General features: G+C 63.4%; 18 protein-coding genes. 8 read left to right on the plus strand and 10 right to left on the minus strand.

The window, feature by feature from the left end:
* Nucleotides 1–21 precede the first annotated feature (21 nt).
* The 3 genes from lptC to kdsD are packed head-to-tail and all read right to left on the minus strand — an operon-like array spanning nt 22 to nt 2,161.
* On the minus strand, nt 22–621 hold the full coding sequence (gene lptC / locus FQ705_RS22155) for an LPS export ABC transporter periplasmic protein LptC (protein WP_144144247.1): 600 nt from the start codon (nt 619–621) through the stop codon (nt 22–24).
* The gene (locus FQ705_RS22160; protein WP_144144249.1) at nt 618–1,178 is read right to left on the minus strand and encodes a KdsC family phosphatase; all 561 of its coding nucleotides are present in this window, start codon (nt 1,176–1,178) and stop codon (nt 618–620) included. Before FQ705_RS22160 ends, lptC begins: the two co-directional genes overlap by 4 nt.
* Nucleotides 1,178–2,161 (minus strand): arabinose 5-phosphate isomerase KdsD, encoded by a 984-nt coding sequence (kdsD, locus tag FQ705_RS22165; protein WP_144144251.1) that lies wholly within the window; start codon nt 2,159–2,161, stop codon nt 1,178–1,180. Before kdsD ends, FQ705_RS22160 begins: the two co-directional genes overlap by 1 nt.
* A 149-nt stretch (nt 2,162–2,310) precedes the next feature.
* Here kdsD and FQ705_RS22170 point away from each other — a divergent pair, with 149 nt between their 5' ends.
* The 5 genes from FQ705_RS22170 (at nt 2,311) to purU (ending at nt 7,633) form a co-directional block, all read left to right on the plus strand.
* Nucleotides 2,311–4,314: a monovalent cation:proton antiporter family protein gene (locus FQ705_RS22170; RefSeq protein ID WP_144144253.1), complete on the plus strand. Its 2,004-nt coding sequence runs from the start codon at nt 2,311–2,313 to the stop codon at nt 4,312–4,314.
* Between the two features lie 93 nt (nt 4,315–4,407).
* On the plus strand, nt 4,408–4,974 hold the full coding sequence (locus FQ705_RS22175; protein WP_144144255.1) for an adenine phosphoribosyltransferase: 567 nt from the start codon (nt 4,408–4,410) through the stop codon (nt 4,972–4,974).
* Between the two features lie 72 nt (nt 4,975–5,046).
* A complete protein-coding gene (locus FQ705_RS22180) occupies nt 5,047–5,661 on the plus strand; it encodes a LysE family translocator (protein WP_144144257.1) in 615 nt (204 codons plus the stop codon).
* 124 nt (nt 5,662–5,785) lie between these two features.
* Entirely contained in the window at nt 5,786–6,649 is an 864-nt protein-coding gene (locus FQ705_RS22185) for an NUDIX hydrolase (protein WP_144144259.1), read from the plus strand.
* Nucleotides 6,650–6,763: 114 nt separating this feature from the next.
* Nucleotides 6,764–7,633: a formyltetrahydrofolate deformylase gene (gene purU, locus FQ705_RS22190; protein WP_144144261.1), complete on the plus strand. Its 870-nt coding sequence runs from the start codon at nt 6,764–6,766 to the stop codon at nt 7,631–7,633.
* A 90-nt stretch (nt 7,634–7,723) separates the two neighbouring features.
* On the opposite strand, the gene FQ705_RS22195 is transcribed toward purU, so the two are convergent.
* The 3 genes from FQ705_RS22195 to uvrA all read right to left on the minus strand — a co-directional run bounded on the left by FQ705_RS22195 (nt 7,724) and on the right by uvrA (nt 13,202).
* Nucleotides 7,724–8,950 carry a PepSY-associated TM helix domain-containing protein gene (locus tag FQ705_RS22195; protein WP_144144262.1) on the minus strand — a complete coding sequence of 409 codons (1,227 nt, stop codon included), beginning with the start codon at nt 8,948–8,950 and terminating at the stop codon, nt 7,724–7,726.
* A 258-nt stretch (nt 8,951–9,208) separates the two neighbouring features.
* Nucleotides 9,209–10,294, minus strand: coding sequence for an AI-2E family transporter (locus FQ705_RS22200; protein WP_144144265.1), 1,086 nt, complete (start codon nt 10,292–10,294; stop codon nt 9,209–9,211).
* 34 nt (nt 10,295–10,328) lie between these two features.
* A complete protein-coding gene (gene uvrA / locus FQ705_RS22205; protein ID WP_144144267.1) occupies nt 10,329–13,202 on the minus strand; it encodes an excinuclease ABC subunit UvrA in 2,874 nt (957 codons plus the stop codon).
* A 334-nt stretch (nt 13,203–13,536) separates the two neighbouring features.
* Here uvrA and FQ705_RS22210 point away from each other — a divergent pair, with 334 nt between their 5' ends.
* The gene (locus tag FQ705_RS22210) at nt 13,537–14,724 is read left to right on the plus strand and encodes an MFS transporter (protein ID WP_186307939.1); all 1,188 of its coding nucleotides are present in this window, start codon (nt 13,537–13,539) and stop codon (nt 14,722–14,724) included.
* A gap of 135 nt (nt 14,725–14,859) precedes the next feature.
* Nucleotides 14,860–15,402, plus strand: coding sequence for a single-stranded DNA-binding protein (locus FQ705_RS22215; RefSeq protein ID WP_144144269.1), 543 nt, complete (start codon nt 14,860–14,862; stop codon nt 15,400–15,402).
* Between the two features lie 81 nt (nt 15,403–15,483).
* Here the strand turns inward: FQ705_RS22215 and FQ705_RS22220 are convergent, their stop codons facing one another.
* Nucleotides 15,484–16,284, minus strand: coding sequence for a DUF4239 domain-containing protein (locus FQ705_RS22220; RefSeq protein WP_144144271.1), 801 nt, complete (start codon nt 16,282–16,284; stop codon nt 15,484–15,486).
* A gap of 307 nt (nt 16,285–16,591) precedes the next feature.
* Between FQ705_RS22220 and FQ705_RS22225 the strand changes: the two genes are divergently transcribed.
* Entirely contained in the window at nt 16,592–18,229 is a 1,638-nt protein-coding gene (locus FQ705_RS22225; RefSeq protein WP_144144273.1) for a methyl-accepting chemotaxis protein, read from the plus strand.
* Nucleotides 18,230–18,286: 57 nt separating this feature from the next.
* Here the strand turns inward: FQ705_RS22225 and FQ705_RS22230 are convergent, their stop codons facing one another.
* Genes FQ705_RS22230 through FQ705_RS22240 form a run of 3 tightly spaced genes read right to left on the minus strand, consistent with a single transcriptional unit; the run spans nt 18,287 to nt 21,277 of the window.
* Nucleotides 18,287–19,096, minus strand: a complete 810-nt coding sequence (locus FQ705_RS22230) for a c-type cytochrome (RefSeq protein ID WP_144144276.1) — start codon at nt 19,094–19,096, stop codon at nt 18,287–18,289.
* Nucleotides 19,093–20,718, minus strand: a complete 1,626-nt coding sequence (locus tag FQ705_RS22235) for a b(o/a)3-type cytochrome-c oxidase subunit 1 (protein WP_144144278.1) — start codon at nt 20,716–20,718, stop codon at nt 19,093–19,095. Before FQ705_RS22235 ends, FQ705_RS22230 begins: the two co-directional genes overlap by 4 nt.
* On the minus strand, nt 20,705–21,277 hold the full coding sequence (locus FQ705_RS22240) for a cytochrome C oxidase subunit II (protein ID WP_144144280.1): 573 nt from the start codon (nt 21,275–21,277) through the stop codon (nt 20,705–20,707). The genes FQ705_RS22235 and FQ705_RS22240 overlap by 14 nt, the downstream gene beginning before the upstream one ends.
* Nucleotides 21,278–21,279 lie beyond the last annotated feature (2 nt).

Here is a 21,279-nt window from a genome sequence, read left to right on the forward strand (position 1 = left end):
GCCTGGAATGGATTACCCGGGTTACTTGGGCGAGCTGCCACCGGCTTCGGAGGCGGCGATTGCGCCCTTCACGTTGCCGAACAGCTGCATCACCCGGGTGACGTTGTTGTAGTTCATGCCGCTGGCAGTCATCACCGACATGCCGCGCTGAAGTTTAACCGGCTTTTCGGTCTCGATCACATCGTCGTTGACCAGCACCCTAAAATGCTGCGAATCCGCTTGCATCTGCGGGTCGCCGTAACCGGCCGCCCGCAAAATGCGCGCGTTGTCGTACAGATCGACGATCGAGGCATCGCCGTTCACCTTGCCGGTGTCGCCGGTCGCGGTGACGATCGGTTTGCCGGGCTGGAAGGCGCGCATAGCCGGCTTGACCAGATCGCTCAGCTCGTCGTCTTCATAATGAATCAGCGACTGCGCGGTCAGGCGATATTGCGTCGAACCCGATTGATCGAGTTCCGACACCGAGAAGTTGTCGGCGAAATAGTCCGGCGTGTGTTCCTTGGGGCGTACCACGCCTTCGTTCTGGCGCGGCAGCGTGGCTTGCAGCAGCCACCAGGTGATACCGGCGAGCGCTGCCATCGCAACCAGCGGAATCAGCGAAGTCAGGCGAAACTGGTTCATCCGACGAGGCCCCGCTGTTCGCCGCTACAGGCCGCCGCGAGCAGCGCTTCGTATTTGTGCTGCGCGCGCAACAGGGTGTCGACGACTTCGCGGGCCGCACCGTGGCCGCCGCGCGCCTCGCTCACCCAATGGGCGCGCGCGATGACTTCCGGGTGCGAATTGGCCGGCGCCGCCGCGAAGCCGACCTTCAGCATCACGGCGAGATCGACCCAGTCGTCGCCCATATAGCCGCATTCTTCCGCGCTCAGGCCGGTTTGCGCGAGCAGGTCGGCGAATGCCGCCGGTTTGTCCTGAATGCCCTGATACACGTGCGTGACGTTCATTTCTTTCGCCCGCGCCGCCACGATGCCCGACTTGCGCCCGGTGATGATGGCCGTGTCGATGCCGGCCTGACGCAGCAGCTTCATGCCGTGGCCGTCCATCGAGTGAAAGCCCTTCATCGTGTCGCCTTCCGCCGTGAACAGCAGACCGCCGTCGGTCAGCACGCCGTCGACGTCGAAAATCATCAGCTTCACGCGGCTGGCGCGTTCGGTAGCGGTAAGCGGGGCGATGGCCATCAGATCACCTTCTTCGAGAACAGGTCGTGCATGTTGAGTGCGCCGATCAGCTTGCCCGCTTCATCGACGACCAGCATCTGATTGATGCGGTGGCGCTCCATCAGTTCCACGGCTTCGACAGCAAGTTGATCCGGACCGATGGTGCGCGGACCGGCGGTCATCACCGAGGCGATCGACAATTCGCGGAAGTCGCCGTCGCGTTCGAGCACGCGGCGCAGGTCGCCATCCGTAAAGATGCCGCTGACGCGCTCGTCTTGATCGACGATCGCGGTCATGCCCATGCGCTTGGCGGTGAGTTGAAACAACGCGTCGCGCACCGTCGCTTCGGGCGTGACCTTCGGGACTTCGTCGCCGGTGCGCATGACGTCGCGCACGTACGTCAGCAGGCGCCGGCCGAGCGCGCCGCCCGGATGCGAGCGCGCGAAGTCGTCGCGGCCGAAGCCGCGCGCGTCGAGCACCGCAACCGCGAGCGCGTCGCCGAGCGCGAGCGCGGCGGTGGTGCTGGCGGTGGGCGCGAGATTCATCGGACAGGCTTCTTTCGATACCGCGGAATTCAGGTGCACGTCGGCCAGTTGTGCGAGACTCGACGACGGGCGTCCCGTCATCGCAATCAGCTTCGCGCCGAGCCGCTTGATGAGCGGCAGGATCGCCACGAGTTCTTCGGTTTCACCGGAATTGGAGAGGGCGATGAACACGTCGTCCTCGGTCACCATGCCGAGGTCGCCATGACTGGCTTCCGCGGGATGCACGAAGAACGCCGGTGTGCCGGTGCTGGCGAGCGTGGCCGCGAGCTTGCGGGCCACGTGGCCGGATTTGCCGATGCCGGAAACGACCACGCGCCCACGGCAACCCATGATGAAGTCGATCGCCCCGACGAAGCCTTCGTCGAGTTGATCGCGAAGCGCGCGCACGGCGTCCGCTTCGATGTCGAGCACGTCGCGAGCGAGCGCGAGTGCCCGGTCGCCATTGATTTTCGCTATCATTCGCGGAGTATAGCAAAGGCGCTTGTTCGCCGCGCCGGGCCTGCTGTCCCAAGCCGCTGCCTTCACCGGCCCCTCAACCTTGTCGCACGGCGTTTTGCGTGCGCGGTTCCGCTGACGAACGAGGACGCTTTACCGATGCGTTTTAGCCGATGATTTCCCCCCTCGAAATGACGCTGTTCCTGCTGCTGGCGTCAGTGGTGGGCGTAGTGATCTTCCGCTTTCTGAATCTTCCCCCGATGCTGGGCTATCTGTCGGTCGGCCTCGTCGTCGGTCCGCACGCGCTCGGCCTCGTGCCCGACTCGGTGGGCGCGCAGAACCTCGCCGAGTTCGGCGTGGTGTTCCTGATGTTTTCGATTGGGTTGGAGTTTTCGCTCGCCAAGCTGCGCTCGATGCGCCGGTTGGTGTTCGGGCTCGGTCTGCTGCAGGTGATCGGCACGATCGCGGTGGCGGTCACGCTCGGCTTCGCGCTGGAACGCTGGGTGCACATCAAGTGGCAGGCGAGCGTGGCATTGGGCGGCGCGCTCGCCATGTCGTCGACGGCCATCGTCAGCAAGATGCTGGCGGAGCGGCTCGAGATCGAGACGGAGCATGGCCGCAATATTTTCGGCGTGCTGCTGTTCCAGGATCTGGCGGTGGTGCCGCTGTTGATCGTCATCTCGGCGTTGGGCGGCAACTCGGAAGACCTAGTCAGTGCGCTCGGCGTAGCCGCCATCAAGATCGTGGTGGCGTTGGCGCTGCTGCTGATCGTCGGGCAGCGCTTCATGACGCGCTGGTTCAACGTCGTGGCGCGACGCCGTTCGCAGGAACTGTTCATTCTCAATCTGTTGCTGGTGACGCTCGGCGCGGCCTTCATCACGGACAAGTTCGGTTTGTCGCTCGCGCTCGGCGCGTTCATCGCCGGCATGTTGATCGCCGAGACGCCGTACCGGCATCAGGTGGAAGAGGACATCAAGCCGTTTCGCGACGTGCTGCTCGGGCTCTTCTTCATCACCACCGGCATGCAGCTCAATCCGCGCGTGATCTGGGATCATCCGCTGATCGTGCTCGGCTTCCTGATCGGGCCGATCCTGCTGAAGGCGGTGATGATTACGGGCCTGTCGCGGCTGTTCGGCGCGTCGCCGGGCGTCGCGATGCGCACGGGTATCGGTCTCGCTCAGGCGGGCGAGTTCGGCTTCGTGCTGCTGAACCTGATTCTCGACAAACATCTCGTCGACGCCACGCTGCTGCAGGCGATTCTCGCGGCCATGCTGCTCTCGATGCTGGCCGCGCCTTTCCTGATTCAGAACGCGGACCGGATCGTGCTGCGTCTGTCGTCGACGGAATGGATGATGCAGTCCTTGCAGATGACGCGCATCGCCACGCAAAGCCTGAAGCAGAGCGGCCACGTGATCATCTGCGGTTACGGCCGGGCCGGACAGAATCTGGCGCGCATGCTGGAGCACGAAGGTTTGTCGTACGTGGCCCTGGATCTGGACCCCGATCGCGTCGCGGCGGCCGCCGCTGCGGGTGAATCAGTCGTGTTCGGCGATGCCGGGCGGCGCGAGTCGTTGCTGGCCGCCGGTATCCATCGCGCGGCCGCGATCGCGATCACCTATGCGAACACACCGTCGGCCTTGCGCGTGCTGCACAACATTCACGAACTGGAGCCGACGCTGCCGGTGATCGTCCGTACCGTCGACGACGCCGATCTGGAAAAGCTGCTCGCCGCCGGCGCCACCGAAGTGATTCCGGAGATCGTCGAGGGCAGTCTGATGCTGGCCTCGCACACGCTGGTGGTGATGGGCGTGCCGATGCGCCGCGTGGTGCGCCGGGTCGAAGAGATGCGCGACGAACGCTATGCGCTGCTGCGCGGCTATTTCCACGGCGCCGACGACGTGGACGACGACGACGGCCACGAACAGGTGCGGCTACAATCGGTGCCCGTGGACGAAAATGCGGATGCGGTGGGTCGCACGCTCGCCGAGCTGGGTCTGTTCGAGCTGGGTGTGGAAGTGACGGCGATTCGCCGGCACGGCATTCGCGGCGTCGAACCCGATCCGTCCACCAAGCTGCGCGCGAGCGATATCGTGGTGTTGCGCGGTCTGCCCGAGCAGCTTGCGCAAGCCGAAGAGCGGCTTTCGAAGCACCGCCGCGCGGGCGCCGCCGCGGCATGATCCGTGCGCGCACGGAGCGGCGTAGCGCGGTCCGAACGGGCCGCGTCTGATTCAGCCTTTCATCGGACCTGTCGAGGTCCATCCGGAGTCATCATGTCCCACGCGCTCTCGAGCGCGCCGCTCGATGCGGCCGACTACATCAAAAGCCACATTCGCACGGTGCCCGACTGGCCGCAGCCGGGTGTGCAGTTTCGCGATATCACGCCGCTCCTGCAGGAGCCGAAATCGCTGCGCGTGCTGATCGACCTGTTCGTGCAGCGCTATATCGACCAGAAGCTCGACTACATTGCCGGGCTCGACGCGCGCGGTTTCATCATCGGGCCGATTCTCGCGTACGAGCTGAACCTCGGTTTCATTCCGATTCGCAAAGCGGGCAAGCTGCCGTTCAAGCGGGTCTCGCAATCGTACGAACTCGAATACGGCACCGCGACGGTCGAGATTCACGCGGACGCCTGCAAGCCCGACGACCGGGTCATCATCATCGACGATCTGATCGCGACGGGCGGCACCATGATGGCCGGCAAGATTCTGCTGGAGCGCCTCGGCGCGGTGGTGGTGGAGGGCGCGGCCATTATCGATTTGCCCGAACTCGGCGGCTCGAAGTTGCTGCGTGATAGCGGCCTGCCGCTTTACACCGTGACGGGATTCGGCGGCCATTAAGCGTGGTTTGGCGGCTCGCTGCCGAGAACGTTTCTGCCGCATGACCCGGATGACCTGAAGAAGGTACGGACGATGCCCAACTTTCTGCTGTTCCTCGCCACTTCGATCACCATCACGCTGGCGCCTGGCCCGGACAATCTGCAAGTGCTCGCGCGCGGCATCTCGCAGGGACGTGCGGCGGGGCTCGTTGCCGCGCTTGGCTTCGCGGCCGGCATCACGTTTCACACCACGCTGGCGGCGCTCGGTGTAGCCGCGTTGCTGCGCTCGTCGCCGGTTGCGTTCGAGGTCGTCAAGCTGGCGGGCGCGGCGTATCTGGTCTGGATCGGCATCAAGGCGATTCGCAGCAAGGGTCTCGCCACCGCGCACGAGCGGCCGCCGCAACCGCTCATGACGGTATTTCGCCAGAGCGTGGTCGGCAATCTGCTGAACCCGAAGGTGACCTTGTTCTTCGTCGTGTTCCTGCCGCAGTTCGTGAAGCCGCAGGGCACGCAAAGCGTCACGGTGCAGATGCTCGAACTCGGCGTGCTGTTCATGTTGCAGACGCTGGTGGTGTTTTCGCTGTTCGGTGTGTGCGCGGGAGTCATCGGCGGCTGGTTGAAGCGCCGGCCGCGTGCGGGCGTGTGGCTCGACCGGCTGGCGGGCGCGACTTTCATCGCGATTGGAATCAAGGTCGCGTTGCGCGATTGAGGCGAGCCGCTGCTGACTGGCTGCGAGTATCCGCGGCGAGTAACCGCAGCGACTGCTTGCAGCGACGACCGGCCGCAACTACCTACAGCGATTGCCTGAACGAAGAACAAGTTTGGAGCCTTGAATGAGTTTGCCTTGCCTCATCGCCGCACGCCGTTTCGACCGGCACGCGCATCTGCCCTTCTGGATCGACGCGCAGCAGGTCGGCTGGATCCGTTCGAGCGATGTGCCTTTGCTGGCGCGCTGGCCCGATGTGTTCGCTATCGATCACGCACGCGTGACGCTTGCGCCCACGTTCGACACCGTCGATCTGCGCAGCGCGGCGCTCGGCTCCGTGATCGGTGCGCTGGACGCCGAGGGCCGCATTCCCGGTTGGCGCAACGAGACCTACGCGATCCGCAATGCCTTCGATGCGCCGCCGCTCGCGTATATCGAACGCGCGGCGTCGCGCTTCTTCGGCACGATGACCTACGCGGTGCATCTGAACGGCGTCGTAGAATATGCGCATAGCGCTGCCTCCAAGGGCGCGCCGCAGTTGTGGATCGCGCGTCGCAGCGACACCAAGGCCACCGACCCAGGCATGCTCGACAACGTTGTTGCGGGTGGCATCGGCTGGGGTTTCGGCGTCGAAGCGACGATCGTCAAGGAGTGCTGGGAAGAAGCCGGCATACCCGAGGAGATCGCCGCGCGCGCGGTCGCGGGGCGTACGGCACATGTGCTGCAATCGTTGCCGGAAGGCACGCAGGCCGAACAGATTTTCATCTACGACCTCGCGTTGCCGGCCGATTTCGCGCCGCGCAATCAGGACGGCGAAGTGGGTGAGCACCGGCTCGCGCGCATCGACGAAGTGGCACGCTGGATCGAGGAAGGCGCGATGACGGTGGACGCGAGTCTCGCCACGCTGGATTGCCTGCTGCGCCGCCGCTGGATCGACGAAGAAGCCTGCGCGGGGATCGACGCGCTGTTTGTGCCGCCGTCGCTTGCGTAAGATAGGCACTCACGCGTCGTGCAGGCGCGTGGCGCGACCCGCGTGTTCGGGCGGCCGGCGTCGAGCGCCACGTAACGAATAAACCACGCATTGAAGAAGGGAGTTACCCAGGTCATGTCGACCGATCACAGCTTTATCCTCAAACTGTCGTGCGCCGACCGGCCCGGCATCGTCCATGCGGTGTCCGGTTTCCTGTTCGAGCGTGGCAGCAATATTCTCGACTCGGCGCAGTTCGGCGACAGCCGCACCGGCGAGTTCTTCATGCGCGTGCATTTCCAGCAGGTCGGCGGCGATCCGGGGCTGGATGCGTTGCGCACATCGTTTGCCACGCTTGCCGAGCAGTTCGGCATGCGCTGGGAATTGCACGATGCGTCGGTGAAGCCGCGCGTGGTGATCATGGTGTCGAAGATCGGTCACTGCCTGAACGATCTGCTGTTCCGTTATCGCACCGGTCAGTTGGGTATCGAGATCGCGGCCATCATCTCGAATCACAAGGAGTTTTATCAACTCGCCGCGAGCTACGACATTCCGTTCCATCACTTTCCGCTGATGGGCGCCACGCCCGACGCGAAGGCCGCGCAGGAAGCGCGCGTGCTCGAAGTGATCGAGGAGCATCAAGTCGATCTGGTGGTGCTCGCGCGCTACATGCAGATTCTGTCGCCGAAGCTGTGCGAAGCGCTGGCGGGCCGCGCGATCAACATTCATCACTCGTTCCTGCCGAGCTTCAAGGGTGCGAAGCCGTACTACCAGGCGTTCGACCGCGGCGTGAAGCTGATCGGCGCGACCGCGCACTACGTGACGACGGATCTCGACGAAGGTCCGATCATCGAGCAGGAAGTGGAGCGGGTCGATCACAGCATGACGCCGGAGCAATTGACGGCGATCGGCCGCGATGTCGAATGCGTGACGCTGGCGCGTGCGGTGAAGTGGCATGTCGAGCATCGCGTCGTGTTGAACGGCAGCAAGACGGTGGTGTTTCGTTAAACGTGGTCGACGCGCTCGCGTGGTTTGACGCGCGTGTGCCGCATCATTCGCTGCAAAAAAAAGCGCCGGAATTTTCCGGCGCTTTTTCGTTTACGACCGCGCGGTGGACGTGCCGGCGTCGCGTGCCTCGTTCGCATTGCGTGCCGAACGTCGACGCGCGTTCAGTTTTTTCAGCCAGATCAGCAGCCCGGTCGCGCTCAATATGGCGACGGCGATGCCGACCGCGCTGATCAGAATCCGTCCGCCCAGACCGAGGATGCGGCCCGAGTGCAAGGGGAATTGCACCTGCATGAAGATGTCGGCCGCCGAGCCCTTGCCCGGAATCTGTTTGCCGAGCAGCTTGCCGGTTGCGGCGTCCCAGTACATCCACGGGTTCCCCAGGCCGATGTCGCCGTGATCGTTGCCGGTGGCGTAGAAGCCCACGCCGTACGCATGCAGGAATTCGGCGTAATAGATGCCGCCCGGCCCGACTTTCAGGTTCTGCGCTTTACCCGCTTCTTCAGCCAGTTGCACGATGCGCTCGCGGCTCAACACCTGATCGCCCGGCTGAGCCGCGCGCAATATTTCCGGATTGTTGAGCGGGTCCGGCGTGAACTTCGAGAACAGCGACACGACGGGTCGCACGACCGGCCCCGACAGGTTCATCGAGATCGAGGTCAGCGCAACGATCGTCAGCAGGCCCCAGATCCAGACGCCGCCTGAACGATGCAGGTCGAAGGTGAGCGCATAACCGCCGCGCCCGAGACGAAAGGCGAACGACTTGCGCCACGCCTTGAAACTCGGAAACGACAGCCAGAGCGCGATCATGCTGTCGAACAGCCAGATGATCCCCACGGTCCCCATCAGCCACGTGCCGATATCGATGCCGCCGGTGAACGGCAATTGCAGCGTGTAGTGCAGCTTGTAGATGAACGGAATCAGATCGAGCCGCGCGAGCGAGACGGCGCCCCATTCGCGGCGCCCCTGAATCTCGCCGGTGGCAGGATCGACGGCGATCTGGGTGAAGTCGAGCGGGTAGGGTTGTTTGGTGGCGGGATCGATGCGCGGCAGCACCATCATCTGCAACGTACGGCCGGGCTCGGCGGCGAGCGGCAGATAGGTCACCTGCAGACGCGGATCGGCGGCCTCGACCCGGCGCGCCAGTTCTAGCCCCGACAACGCGGGGCCGCCGGTGTGCGCGTTGAAGAACGACGGGTTCAGCGCGGCGTCGAGCTCGTGGTCCCACGCAATGATCGCCCCCGTAAGGCCGGAGACGAACAGGAATAGCGCCGTGGCGACCCCGAACCAGCGGTGCAGACGAACGAATTGGCGCCTCATGGGCGAGTTGCCGGGACGCAGCGGGACATCGGGTGAAGGGTCACGACAAAGAAGAGCGAATGGGAATTATTCGCATCTTAAGGAATCGTGCCAGCGGCTGCAAGTTTCTCGTAAGTGGGGCGCGAGCAGGCCGCACTTACCAAGTTCTCGATATTGCGTAGATTTACGCCCGGCGGGGTTCAGGTCGCGTCGCTTAATCTCGACGCGGCGGCTACATGCCGGTCAATGTCGCGGCGACCCGTGTACGCCGTCGCAGCCTCAAACCAGCCGCAGATAAATCAGTTCACGCTTGATATAAGCGTAGAAAATCGGCGCAGCGACTACGCCAGGAATGCCGAACGCGGCCTCCATGACGAGCATCGCGACTAGCAACTCCCACGCGCGCGCCTCGATCTGTCCGCCGACGATGCGCGCGTTCAGGAAGTACTCGAGCTTGTGGATCAGGATCAGGAACACGAGCGACATCACCGCCGCCGGAAAGCTCACCGACAACGCCACGGCGACGATGATCGTGTTCGACATCAGATTGCCGATCACCGGCAGCAAGCCGAGGATGAAGGTCACCAGCACCAGCGTCTTCGACAGCGGCAAGCGGTCGTGGAACATCGGCAGGAAGAGCAGCAGGAAGATGCCGGTGAAGACGGCGTTGATCGCCGAAATCTTGACCTGGGCGAACACGATGCGGCGAAAGGCGTCGGCGAAACGGGTCACGCGCGTGACAAAGGCGGTGGACAGCGGCAGCCGCTGCATATGCTTCTGCGCCCCGACCGCGATGATTGCGCCGATGATCATGCCGATCAGAATATGCGTGAAGCCGCGCGCCACCGTCTTGCCGCTTTGCTGGAGCATGTTGGCGTGCGTCTGCATCAACTCGGCGGCGCGGGTTTTCATCTGTTCCGTATCCACCGGCAGATACTTCGCGATGAATTGCGGAATCCGGCCGCGCGCTTCGTCGACCAGTTGCATGGCCTGGTCGAGCAGACTCTGCACGCTCGGCACATCGTTCTCGAAATGGCCGATGATGCCGAGCGTAATCCCCGTCAAGGCGCCCACGATCACGACCGAGAGGATCACCACCGCCAGCCAGCGTGCCCGCTTGCTCGACATGTGACGCTCGATGCGCGGCGCGATCAGGTGAACCAGCTGGAACACCAGCAGCCCGGCGAGCAACGCGCCGAGCAACCGCAGTTCGATGACTGCCCACATGCCGAGCAACATGACCAGATAACTGCCGATTTCGACTGCCGACAGCTTCGGTAGGCTCATGTCGCTAGTCAGCCTGACCGGGCGTGGGCGTATTTCCTGCACTTGCCCGTCGTCGCGCGCCTGATTCCGCTTGGCCATGGCTTATTCCGTCTCCAACCCGTGTTGTGCTGCGTTACTTTTTGCTGGCCGCGCGTTTCAACAAAGGCGCCAGATACTTTCCGGTAAAACTTGCTTTCGACTTCGCCACTTGTTCCGGCGTGCCTTGAGCAATGATCTGACCGCCGCCTGCTCCGCCTTCCGGGCCAAGATCGATGACCCAGTCCGCAGTCTTAATTACATCGAGATTATGCTCGATGATCACGACGGTATTACCCTGGTCCCGCAAACGATGGATCACCTCCAGCAGTAGCGCGATGTCGTGAAAGTGCAGACCGGTGGTCGGCTCGTCGAGAATGTATAGAGTGCGACCCGTATCGCGCTTACTCAGTTCCAGCGATAGTTTGACCCGCTGTGCCTCGCCGCCCGACAACGTGGTGGCCGACTGACCCAGCCGGATGTAACCCAAACCCACGTCCAGCAGGGTTTTCAGCTTGCGCGCCACGACCGGAACGGGCTTGAAAAACTCGTACGCGTTTTCCACCGTCAAATCCAGCACTTCGCTGATGTTCTTGCCTTTGTATTGAACGTCGAGCGTTTCGCGGTTGTAGCGCTTGCCGTGACAGACGTCGCACGGCACGTACACGTCCGGCAAAAAGTGCATCTCGACCTTCAGCACGCCGTCGCCCTGGCAGGATTCGCAGCGCCCGCCCTTCACGTTAAACGAGAAGCGGCCCGGATCGTAACCGCGTTCCTTGGCGGCCGGTACGCCCGCGAACAGTTCGCGGATCGGCGTGAAAAGGCCCGTGTAGGTAGCCGGGTTCGAACGCGGCGTGCGGCCGATCGGCGACTGGTCGACGTTGATGACCTTGTCGAAATGCTCGAGGCCTTCGATCGACTCGTGCGGCGCCGGCTCGGCCGCCGAGCCGTACAGATGTTGCGAGACCGCGTGATACAGCGTGTCGTTGATCAGCGTGGACTTGCCCGAACCGGACACGCCGGTCACGCAGGTGAGCAGTCCCACCGGCAGATCGAGCGTGACGTGCTGCAGGTTGTTGCCGTACGCCTCGACGATACGCAGACGCCGCTCGTCCGGCGCCTTGCGCTCGTCGGGGAACTCGATGTTGAGCGCGCCGGACATGTATTGCCCGGTCATCGAGGCCGGATTCGCCTGCACCTGTTTGGGCGTGCCTTCGGCGATCACCATGCCGCCGTGCTCGCCCGCGCCCGGGCCCATGTCGACCACGTAGTCGGCCATGCGGATCATGTCCTCGTCGTGTTCGACGACGATCACCGAGTTGCCGAGATCGCGCAGATGCTTGAGCGTGGCGATGAGCCGGTCGTTGTCGCGTTGATGCAGGCCGATCGACGGTTCGTCCAGCACGTACATCACGCCGGTGAGACCTGAGCCGATCTGCGAAGCGAGACGAATCCGTTGCGCCTCGCCGCCCGACAGCGTTTCCGCGCTGCGTTCGAGCGACAGGTAATCGAGCCCGACGTTATTCAGGAACATCAACCGCGCGACGATTTCCTTCACCACCTTATCGGCGATCTCGCGCTTCGAGCCTTCGAGTCGCAGTGTCTGGAAATACCCGAGCGCGTCGCGCAACGGCCAGCCGCTGATTTCGAAGATGCCGCGCGCGTCGCTATCCGCGCCGATCCGCACGAAGCGCGCTTCGCGGCGCAGCCGCGTGCCGGCACACGCGGGGCAGGGCTGGTTGTTCTGATACTTGGCGAGCTCCTCGCGCACCGCGACCGAGTCGGTCTCGCGATAGCGCCGCTCCAGATTCGGGATGATCCCTTCGAACACATGCTCGCGCACGGAAGTGCGGCCGCGTTCGTTCATGTAGGAAAACGGAATCTCCTGCTTGCCCGAACCGAACAGCAGGATCTTGCGGACTTTCTCCGGCAGGTCTTCGACCGCCGTGTCGATGTCGAACTCATAGAATGCCGCGAGACTTTGCAGCATCTGGAAGTAGAACTGGTTGCGCCGGTCCCAGCCCTTCACCGCGCCCGCCGCGAGCGACAGCGACGGATGCGCGACCACCCGCTTCGGATCGAAGAAGGTGATCTGGCCAAGGCCGTCGCATTCCGGGCAGGCGCCCATCGGGTTGTTGAACGAGAACAGGCGCGGCTCGAGTTCCTGCAGCGAATACGAACAGATCGGGCAGGCGAATTTGGAGCTGAAGAGTTTCTCCTTGTCCGTGTCCATTTCGAGCGCGATGGCGCGGCCGTCGGCGAGACGCAGTGCCGTTTCGAATGATTCGGCAAGGCGCTGCTTCATGTCCGGGCGCACTTTCAGACGATCGACCACCACGTCGATCGTGTGCTTGTCGTTCTTCTTAAGCTTCGGCAGCGAGTCGACTTCATAGATCTTCGCGACGCCCTCGTTGGCGGTGCCGCCGCCCGAGCGCACGCGGAAACGGATGAAGCCCTGCGCCTGCATCTCCTCGAACAGTTCGACGTGCTCGCCTTTACGGTCGGCCACGACCGGCGCGAGGATCATCAGCTTCGTCTCTTCCGGCATCGCGAGCGCGGCGTCGACCATCTGCGACACGCTCAGCGCTTCCAGCGGAATCTCGTGATCGGGACAGTAAGGCGTGCCGACGCGTGCGAATAATAGTCGCAGGTAGTCGTGAATCTCGGTGACGGTGCCGACCGTCGAGCGCGGATTGTGCGAGGTCGCCTTCTGCTCGATCGAGATTGCCGGAGAAAGCCCTTCGATCAGATCGACATCCGGCTTTTCCATCAATTGCAGGAACTGGCGCGCGTAGGCCGACAGGCTTTCGACGTAGCGCCGCTGGCCTTCCGCGTACAGCGTGTCGAACGCCAGCGACGATTTTCCCGAGCCGGAAAGGCCCGTAATGACGACGAGCTTGTGACGGGGTAAGTCGAGGTTGACGTTCTTCAGGTTGTGGGTGCGAGCCCCACGAATGCGGATTTGTTCCACGGATTTATTCCATGAACTGGCGGAAAGAGGAAGAGGCTAAACCTGCTACTATAACGACTTTTCAAGACCGCCGTTACGGCTTCCTGACAGCCTGAAGAGGCGTTGAGGCGAGCTGTAAGGCAGCGGTTCAGCACTGCGGGGAAGGGGTCTAACTGGGGCCGTTTCCTGCAAGTACAAGGCACCGCGAGGCGCCAGCGGGAGTGCTTGCCAGGCCGTCGGCTGCGTGCCGCGCCGCGAGCTTCCCGTCGTTCCGCGGCAAGCCGCCCGGTGGTGGCTATCCCGCCGGGGTGGCCGCGCCCGGTGCGCCGCCCAGCTCATTCAAAGAACGCTCCCGATGTCCAATCCGTCCGCTACATCCTCACGCATGAGCGCGCCTGAAATGCGTGCGACCGTGTCGCTCGCCGCCATCTTCGCGCTGCGCATGCTCGGTCTCTTCATGATCATGCCGGTCTTCTCGATCTACGCGAAGACCATTCCGGGCGGCGACAACGTGTTGCTGGTCGGCATCGCGCTCGGCGCGTACGGCGTGACGCAGTCCATGCTCTACATCTTCTACGGCTGGGTCTCCGACAAAATCGGCCGCAAGCCGGTCATTGCGACGGGGCTGCTGATCTTCGCGCTCGGCAGCTTCGTCGCGGCGGGTGCGCACGACATGACGTGGATCATCGTCGGCCGGGTGATTCAGGGGATGGGCGCGGTGTCGTCCGCGGTGATCGCGTTCATCGCCGACCTGACATCGGAAGAGCATCGCACCAAGGCCATGGCAATGGTCGGCGCCAGTATCGGCGTGTCGTTCGCGGTGGCGATCGTCGGTGCGCCGATCGTGTTCCAATGGGTCGGCATGAGCGGTCTGTTCACGCTGGTCGGCATCTTCTCGATCGTGGCCGTGGGCGTGGTGCTGTGGATCGTGCCCGATGCGCCCAAGCCGGTGCATGTGCGCGCACCGTTCGCCGAAGTGCTGCACAACGTCGAACTGTTGCGCCTGAACTTCGGCGTGCTGGTCCTGCACGCGACGCAAACCGCGTTGTTCCTCGTCGTGCCGCGCATTCTCGAAGCCGGTGGCCTGCCGGTCGCGTCGCACTGGAAAGTCTATTTGCCGGTGATGGGCCTTTCGTTCGTGATGATGGTGCCCGCGATCATCGCCGCCGAAAAGCGCGGCAAGATGAAGATCGTGCTGCTCTCGGCGATCGGTCTTATCCTGATCGGACAGTTGTTATTGGGCGTCGCTCCGCATACGATTCTGAGTGTGGCGGCGATCCTTTTCGTGTACTTCCTCGGCTTCAATATTCTCGAGGCGTCGCAGCCTTCGCTGGTGTCGAAACTGGCGCCCGGCACCCGCAAAGGCGCGGCGGCCGGCGTGTACAACACCACGCAATCGATCGGGCTCGCCTTGGGCGGCGTGGTCGGCGGCTGGCTGCTGAAAGTGGATGGTCAGAGCACGGTGTTTTTTACCTGCTCGGGGCTGGTCTTGTGCTGGCTTATAATCGCCGCAAAGATGAAACCGCCGCCGCGCAAAGCGTAATACGGCGCATCCCGAACTCACCCAGAACTCACCCGGCGGCGGGCAGAGGCGCAGTTCCGGTCTCGGGCCCGCAGGCCCTGAGACGCGAACCGTGTAGTGCCGCGCCGCCCGCAACGGAATCAACAGGAGAAACTCATGGCATCCGTGAACAAGGTCATTCTCGTCGGCAATCTCGGAGCCGATCCGGAAGTCCGTTATCTTCCGAGCGGCGACGCAGTGGCGAACATCCGCCTTGCAACGACGGATCGGTACAAGGACAAGGCGTCCGGCGAAATGAAGGAAGCCACCGAATGGCACCGCGTGTCGTTCTTCGGCCGCCTCGCGGAAATCGTCTCCGAGTATCTGAAGAAGGGCTCGTCGGTGTATCTGGAAGGGCGCATCCGGACCCGTAAGTGGCAAGCGCAGGACGGCACCGACCGTTACTCGACGGAAATCGTCGCCGAGCAGATGCAAATGCTGGGTGGCCGCGGCGGCGCGATGGGCGGCGGTGGCGACGAAGGCGGCTATAGCCGTGGCGAGCCGTCGGAACGTAGCGGCGGCGGCGGTGGCGGTGGTCGCGCAGTGTCGGGTGGCGGTTCGCGTGGCGGCAATGCCGGCGGTGGCGGCGGTGGTGCTAGCCGTCCGAGCGCGCCGGCTGGCGGCGGCTTCGATGAAATGGACGACGACATTCCGTTTTAAATCGGCCGGACTCGCCGAATCGATCAAAAACCCCGCTCGCAAGGCGGGGTTTTTCTTTATCAGGCCGCGCCAAACCACGCGTCACTGTCGCAAGTGATCCAGCGCATCGCGCATGGGAACGCTGGAAATAACGATCGGGCCCGTAAACGGCGTATCCAGATCGACCATCACATAGATCGCGGACGCGATCGACACCGCCCCGAGCGAAATCGTCACCATGGCGAGCGCGTTGCGAGGCGCAATCAATCCGAAGCTCAAAAAGATCACGCATAGCCAGAACGTCAGCGTCTTGAAGAAGGGCTGCGAGATCGTGCTGTGCGCTTCCTCGATCAGCTTCCAGCGCGCATCGACGACGCGCTGGAACTGCGTCAACGCATCATCGAGGGCACGCTGCTGCAAAGGGCTGTGCGCAACCAGTTGCCGCAACTCCTTGCCCACCATGTTCAGCATGTCGCCGAGCCGCACGTTCTCCAGCTTTTGCGTATCGTCAGGCGAGCCGATGTCTTTTGGATAGTCGCCGCTCGGCACAGGCTCGCTCGGCCAGGTCGAAGCGATCGCCGCTGCGGTGTACACGCGCAATAGCTTGCGCGCCGCGTCGGTCTCGCTGCCGTATTGCCGCAAGGTCGTGTCGAACTCGATCAGGTCGGACGCGTAGGTGCGCAGATCCGTCGACGCCGTATCGAAGCTGGATTTCGCCGACGCCGTCATCAAACCGAGCACCAGCGCGGCAAACGTCACCAGCATGCCGATCACCAGCTGGATCAACTGAACGGTTTCGTGCGCCTTGTGCTCTTCGGGCAGCAGCGGCCGCACCCACACGCCCACACCGGTCGCGGCGAGCAACAGCGCGAAAACCAGCACTGCCGAACCTATTTCTGACATGAACCTGCTCCAGAATCACGCGCCCCGTTAATGTCTACCAAGTGCGACGCGGCGCAAACCCGGGTAGTCCCGCAGCGCCGCGATCGAAGGATCGTCCCACCTTCGCGGTAGCGTTGATTTATCGCAATCGTTTGCACGCTTAACTATAAAGTTTTGCGTAATACCGCCGTAATCCCTCAATGTGGCATTCGCTTAAATTTAGACATGAGTTGCGGACCTGGCCGGAACGGGCTTGGGCGCAGCACGCGTGGCCGGGGTATTACTGAAATTGAACATTCGGTCAGGCAGCCCAACGGAGACAAGCCCGATGTTGAAAAATCTGTCGATTCGCACCTGCCTTACCTTGATGATCGCTTTCTTCGGCGTCGTGCTGCTGCTCGGCGCCGCTGCGGGCCTGCTGTCGCTGCGCTCGAGCAACGCTTCATTGCAACAGATGTACACCGTGGACACGCCCGCCGTCGCCGATCTCGAAGGCAGCGCCGGCCAGCTCCTGCGCCTGCGTCTGGCACTGGCAACTTATGCATCGTTGGTGGACCTGAACGATCAGGACGGCGCGAACGCCGTGCTCAAGCGTTTCGATCAGTACCGGAAAGCATCTGACGATCGCCTTTCCCATTATGTGAGTCGCGCCAGTGCGGATGCCGACGAACAGCGTCTGATCAAGGACATGCAGGACAAGCGCGACACCTTCCTGCGCGAGGGCGTCGACCCGGCGCTCGCCGCGCTTAAGGCGAGCGACAGGACTGCGTTCCAGCAATTGCAGGCGCATAAGCTCCCGTCGCTCTACAGCGCCTACGAAAAGGCGATGCTCACGCTCGAACAATTGCAGATCGATCACGGCGCGCAGCGCTATCAGGATGCTCAAGACCTGTTCTTCGCGATCTGCGTGACGGTGGCGATCGGCATCGTGGTCTCGCTGCTGGGTTCGTGGATCGGCCGGGCGGTGCTGGTGCGGGCGATCGTCACGCCGGTCGACGCCACCATTGCGCAGTTCCAGCGGATTGCCAACGGCGACCTGACCGGTCAGATCGTGGTGGCGAGCAACAACGAAATGGGCCGTCTCGCGGCCGCCTTGCGCAAGATGCAGGACTCGCTGATCACGACGGTGAACTCGGTGCGTCAAGGGACGGAATCGATCGACACGGGCGTGAGCGAGATCGCCGCCGGCAACACCGATCTGTCGCAGCGCACCGAAGAGCAGGCCGCGTCGCTCGAAGAAACGGCGGCGAGCATCGAACAGCTGACCTCGACCGTCAAGCAGACGGCAGACAACGCCAGGCAGGCGAGTTCGCTCGCGCAAGGCGCGTCGAGCCTGGCTGCCCAAGGTGGCGATCTCACCGAGCAGGTGGTCGGCACCATGCATGGCATCGTCGACGACTCGCGGCGGATCGCGGATATCGTCGGCGTGATCGAAGGCATCGCTTTCCAGACCAATATTCTCGCGCTCAACGCAGCGGTGGAGGCGGCGCGCGCGGGTGAGCAGGGCCGTGGCTTTGCGGTGGTCGCGAGCGAGGTGCGTTCGCTCGCGCAGCGCAGCGCGGCGGCGGCCAAGGAGATCAAGGGCTTGATCGACGCGTCGACCGCGCGGGTGCAAGCCGGCTCGCAGCTGGTCGAGCGTTCGGGTTCGACGATGACGGAAATCGTCAATTCGATTTCCCGCGTGAGCTCGATCATGAGCGAGATCGCGGCAGCCGCCATCGAGCAGAGCACCGGAATCGATCAGGTCAACCTCGCGGTTGCGCAGATGGACGAAGTCACGCAGCAGAATGCAGCGTTGGTCGAGCAGGCGGCCGCCGCGGCGAGTTCGCTGGAAGAGCAGGCGCGACGCCTTTCATCGGCGGTGGCGGTGTTCCAGACGGGCAGTGGCTCGGCGTCGCCGGCTTCGCTCGCGCTGCGTCGCGAGGGTTCCAAAGCGGCGCAAGCCGGTGGGTTCGCGGCCGCCTGACTTGTGGCGTCCGGCGGACGGTAGGCGCAGGCGCGCGTAGCGCAGTGAGTCACGTCGCTACTGCATGGCCGCGTAATACTTCGCCAGACTGTCGATCTCCGCCGACGTCATCTGCCGCGCCACGTTGCGCATCTGTTCATTGATATCGTTGTGCCGCGCGCCGGCAGCAAAGGCGCGCATCTGCGCCGCAAGATAAATCGACGATTGCCCGCCCAACCAGGGCGCGGCGCCTTTGCGATCCAGTTGACCATGGCATGCGGCGCACGGTGCGATATTGCGCTGCGGGTCGCCCTGCATCGCGAGGCGCACGGCATTCGCGTCCGGTCCCACGCCGGTGGGCAATATCTCGGCGGCCGGCGCTCTGGGCAAGGACGCATAGTAAGCAGCCAGGTCGTGCAGATCCTGATCGCTGCGCGCCGCGATAATCGCCTGCATCACCGCGTTCTGGCGCACGCCGTTCTGATAGTCGCGCAATTCCTTGTAGACCACGTCGGCGAATTGACCGGCCAGGGCGGGCGCGGTCACCTGTACCGTGCCGAGCACGCCATGGCACATCGAGCAATTCTGCGTGGCGATCGTCGCGCCACGGCCGATGGAGTTCGCATCCGCATGCACGCGATGCAGCGGCGGCAAGACCACTACCTCGCTCGGCGGCGGACCCGTGAGATTGGTGCCGCCGTACCAGCTCGACGGCGCGCCGGCTGCGCTGCAGATCGTCGCCCACAAGCCGCGGTCGCCGAACGCGTTATTCGCCGATGGCAACCAGATGAAGCCGATCAGAATCCCCACGATGGCAATTGCAATCGTGCCGCCCACGCTCACGGTGAACCACGGGTTGCGCAAGCTGAAGACGCGTTCCTCGTTCATCGCTGCGCTCCGACGACGACTGCCGGCACGGACGTCTGCGGCAATCTGAGCAATTGCACGATCGGCACGCTGTAGTTGACGACCGTCAGGCCGATCATCAGCGCGACCCACAAGCCGAAGCTGTTGAGCGCGGCGGGCACGCGTTCCACCGGTTGCACCGCGCTCGCGAAGCGGAAGGCCTGTTGCTGCACCACCGGCCCGAATTGCGATTTCGCGAGGATGTAGACGAACAGCACGCCGGACACCACCAGAATCAATCCGCCCACCGCCGACATACCTACCCAGAATGCCTGCGACTGCAAGCCCAGCGCGTTGTAGTCGTAGTAGGCCATGCGGCGCGGCGCGCCGAGCAGGCCGACGTAGTGCCACGGCAGCGTCACCACCATCATGCCGACGAACCACAGCCATAACTGCGTGCGCACCAGCCTCGCCGACACGATCGCGCGGCCGGTCAATTGCGGCCACAACTCGTAAGCAATCGCGAAGTACATGATGACGATCGCACCGCCGAAAATCAGATGGAAGTGCCCTGTCACCCACTGCGTGTTATGCACCGTCGAGTTCAACTGATAGCTCATGTTGATGAGCCCGCCCGCGCCGCCGAGTCCGAGCATCACGAATGAAAACGCGATTACCAGCATCATCGGGTTTTGCCACGGCAGCGCGGTCAGCCAGCCGAATGCGCCTTTGCCGCCGCGCAACCTGCCGGCGATTTCCACCGATGCGCAAATCGTAAAGACCGTCAGCAGCGTCGGCACCGACACCATGCCCGTGAACACTGCATGCAGGAACTTGAAGCCCGAGCCGACCTGCGGGTCGGCGAACAGATGGTGGATGCCGATCGGCATCGCGAAGACGAGGAACAGGATGAACGACACACGCGCCATCGAATCGCTGTAAAGCCGTCCGCCGATCGCGCGCGGCACCAGCGTGTAGTAAGCGATATAAGCGGGAATCAGCCAGAAGTAGACGATCGCATGGAGCGTCCACGAAAACAGGATGCGGGAGAGACCGGCGTCGATCGTATTGGTGAGGCCGAAGGCGACCGGCAGAATCTGGAACAGGATTTCGAGCGCCGCGCCGACGGCGGTCCACGCCCACAGATAAGCGCCTGCCACGTTGGCGAACATCGCCAGCGGCACCGCTTTGCCGGGATTGGCGCGCTTCCATATGCGCAGATTCACGTGCATCAGCGCGACCCAGATCCACGAGCCGACCACCACCAGCACCACACCGAGGTAATAAAACGGACTGCCGATCATCGGCGGATAGAAGGTGTACAGCACCGAAGCCTGGCCGAGCGCCACCGGGATCACGGCCATCACCGCGCCGACGGCGAGCATGATGAGCGCGGCCCACGCCCACTTGAGACCGACGAGGCGCTGCGCCAGCGCAAGCTCGACGATCGCATAGCCGAAGCCCATCGAAACCAGCGTGGGCAATACATAGGCCATCACCGTGCCGTGCGCGGTCACCGAGCGGTAATACAACTCGGGGTCGCCGACCCACGGCAGTAATGGACTGCGCACCAGCATCTGCCAGGCGCCCAGCAACAACGCGATCAGAAACGCAATGAAGGCGAGCCAGAAATGCGCGAGAACGAGTCGCTTAGCGTGAAACACAGCTCAGCCTCCGTGATTGTCGGGCCTGCTCGAAGAAGGTGGCTTTGTCGATCACCTTGACGTGTGCCCACATGGTCTGATGACCGAAGCCGCAGAACTCGTGGCAGGGCATGGTGTGATCGGCGGGCGTATCGAAACGCGTGTTGAGTGTCGACACGTAGCCGGGCACGACCATCGTGTTGATGTTGGTGTCGGTGACGAGCAGACCGTGCACGACGTCGGCGCTGGTGGTGCGGATCGTGATCGGCGTATCGGCGGGCACCAGCAGACATTGCGGCGTGAACGAGTACTGCTGCGCGATAAAGCGCACGACCACCGAGCCGTCCGGTTCCACCGCGCTGCCGAGATTGTCTTCGACGAATTCGCCGGACAGTTGCAGTCGCGTCGGGTCGATCGTCTCGACGCGGGAGGGCGGCATCATCGCCCAATGCAGCCCGGAGAACACGATGACCACCAGCATCAGGACGATCAGCCCAGTGGCGAAAATGGCCCAGCGGCGCTCGGCGCGTAAGGCGACCGCGTGGCCGCTTCCCGGTTGATGATTGGAATCTGTCGACATGA

It is taken from the genome of Paraburkholderia sp. BCC1884, from assembly GCF_900996225.1.
GTDB lineage: Bacteria > Pseudomonadota > Gammaproteobacteria > Burkholderiales > Burkholderiaceae > Paraburkholderia.

What these genes read in the sequence shown, in the direction of transcription:
- purU (WP_144144261.1), top strand. Translation starts at nt 6,764, where the DNA reads ATGTCGACCGATCACAGCTTTATCCTCAAACTGTCGTGCGCCGACCGG.
- lptC (WP_144144247.1), bottom strand. Translation starts at nt 621, where the DNA reads ATGAACCAGTTTCGCCTGACTTCGCTGATTCCGCTGGTTGCGATGGCA.
- FQ705_RS22200 (WP_144144265.1), bottom strand. Translation starts at nt 10,294, where the DNA reads ATGGCCAAGCGGAATCAGGCGCGCGACGACGGGCAAGTGCAGGAAATA.
- FQ705_RS22170 (WP_144144253.1), top strand. Translation starts at nt 2,311, where the DNA reads ATGATTTCCCCCCTCGAAATGACGCTGTTCCTGCTGCTGGCGTCAGTG.
- FQ705_RS22175 (WP_144144255.1), top strand. Translation starts at nt 4,408, where the DNA reads ATGTCCCACGCGCTCTCGAGCGCGCCGCTCGATGCGGCCGACTACATC.
- FQ705_RS22210 (WP_186307939.1), top strand. Translation starts at nt 13,537, where the DNA reads ATGTCCAATCCGTCCGCTACATCCTCACGCATGAGCGCGCCTGAAATG.
- FQ705_RS22215 (WP_144144269.1), top strand. Translation starts at nt 14,860, where the DNA reads ATGGCATCCGTGAACAAGGTCATTCTCGTCGGCAATCTCGGAGCCGAT.
- FQ705_RS22160 (WP_144144249.1), bottom strand. Translation starts at nt 1,178, where the DNA reads ATGGCCATCGCCCCGCTTACCGCTACCGAACGCGCCAGCCGCGTGAAG.
- kdsD (WP_144144251.1), bottom strand. Translation starts at nt 2,161, where the DNA reads ATGATAGCGAAAATCAATGGCGACCGGGCACTCGCGCTCGCTCGCGAC.
- FQ705_RS22225 (WP_144144273.1), top strand. Translation starts at nt 16,592, where the DNA reads ATGTTGAAAAATCTGTCGATTCGCACCTGCCTTACCTTGATGATCGCT.
- FQ705_RS22220 (WP_144144271.1), bottom strand. Translation starts at nt 16,284, where the DNA reads ATGTCAGAAATAGGTTCGGCAGTGCTGGTTTTCGCGCTGTTGCTCGCC.
- FQ705_RS22230 (WP_144144276.1), bottom strand. Translation starts at nt 19,096, where the DNA reads ATGAACGAGGAACGCGTCTTCAGCTTGCGCAACCCGTGGTTCACCGTG.
- FQ705_RS22185 (WP_144144259.1), top strand. Translation starts at nt 5,786, where the DNA reads ATGAGTTTGCCTTGCCTCATCGCCGCACGCCGTTTCGACCGGCACGCG.
- FQ705_RS22195 (WP_144144262.1), bottom strand. Translation starts at nt 8,950, where the DNA reads ATGAGGCGCCAATTCGTTCGTCTGCACCGCTGGTTCGGGGTCGCCACG.
- FQ705_RS22180 (WP_144144257.1), top strand. Translation starts at nt 5,047, where the DNA reads ATGCCCAACTTTCTGCTGTTCCTCGCCACTTCGATCACCATCACGCTG.
- FQ705_RS22240 (WP_144144280.1), bottom strand. Translation starts at nt 21,277, where the DNA reads ATGTCGACAGATTCCAATCATCAACCGGGAAGCGGCCACGCGGTCGCC.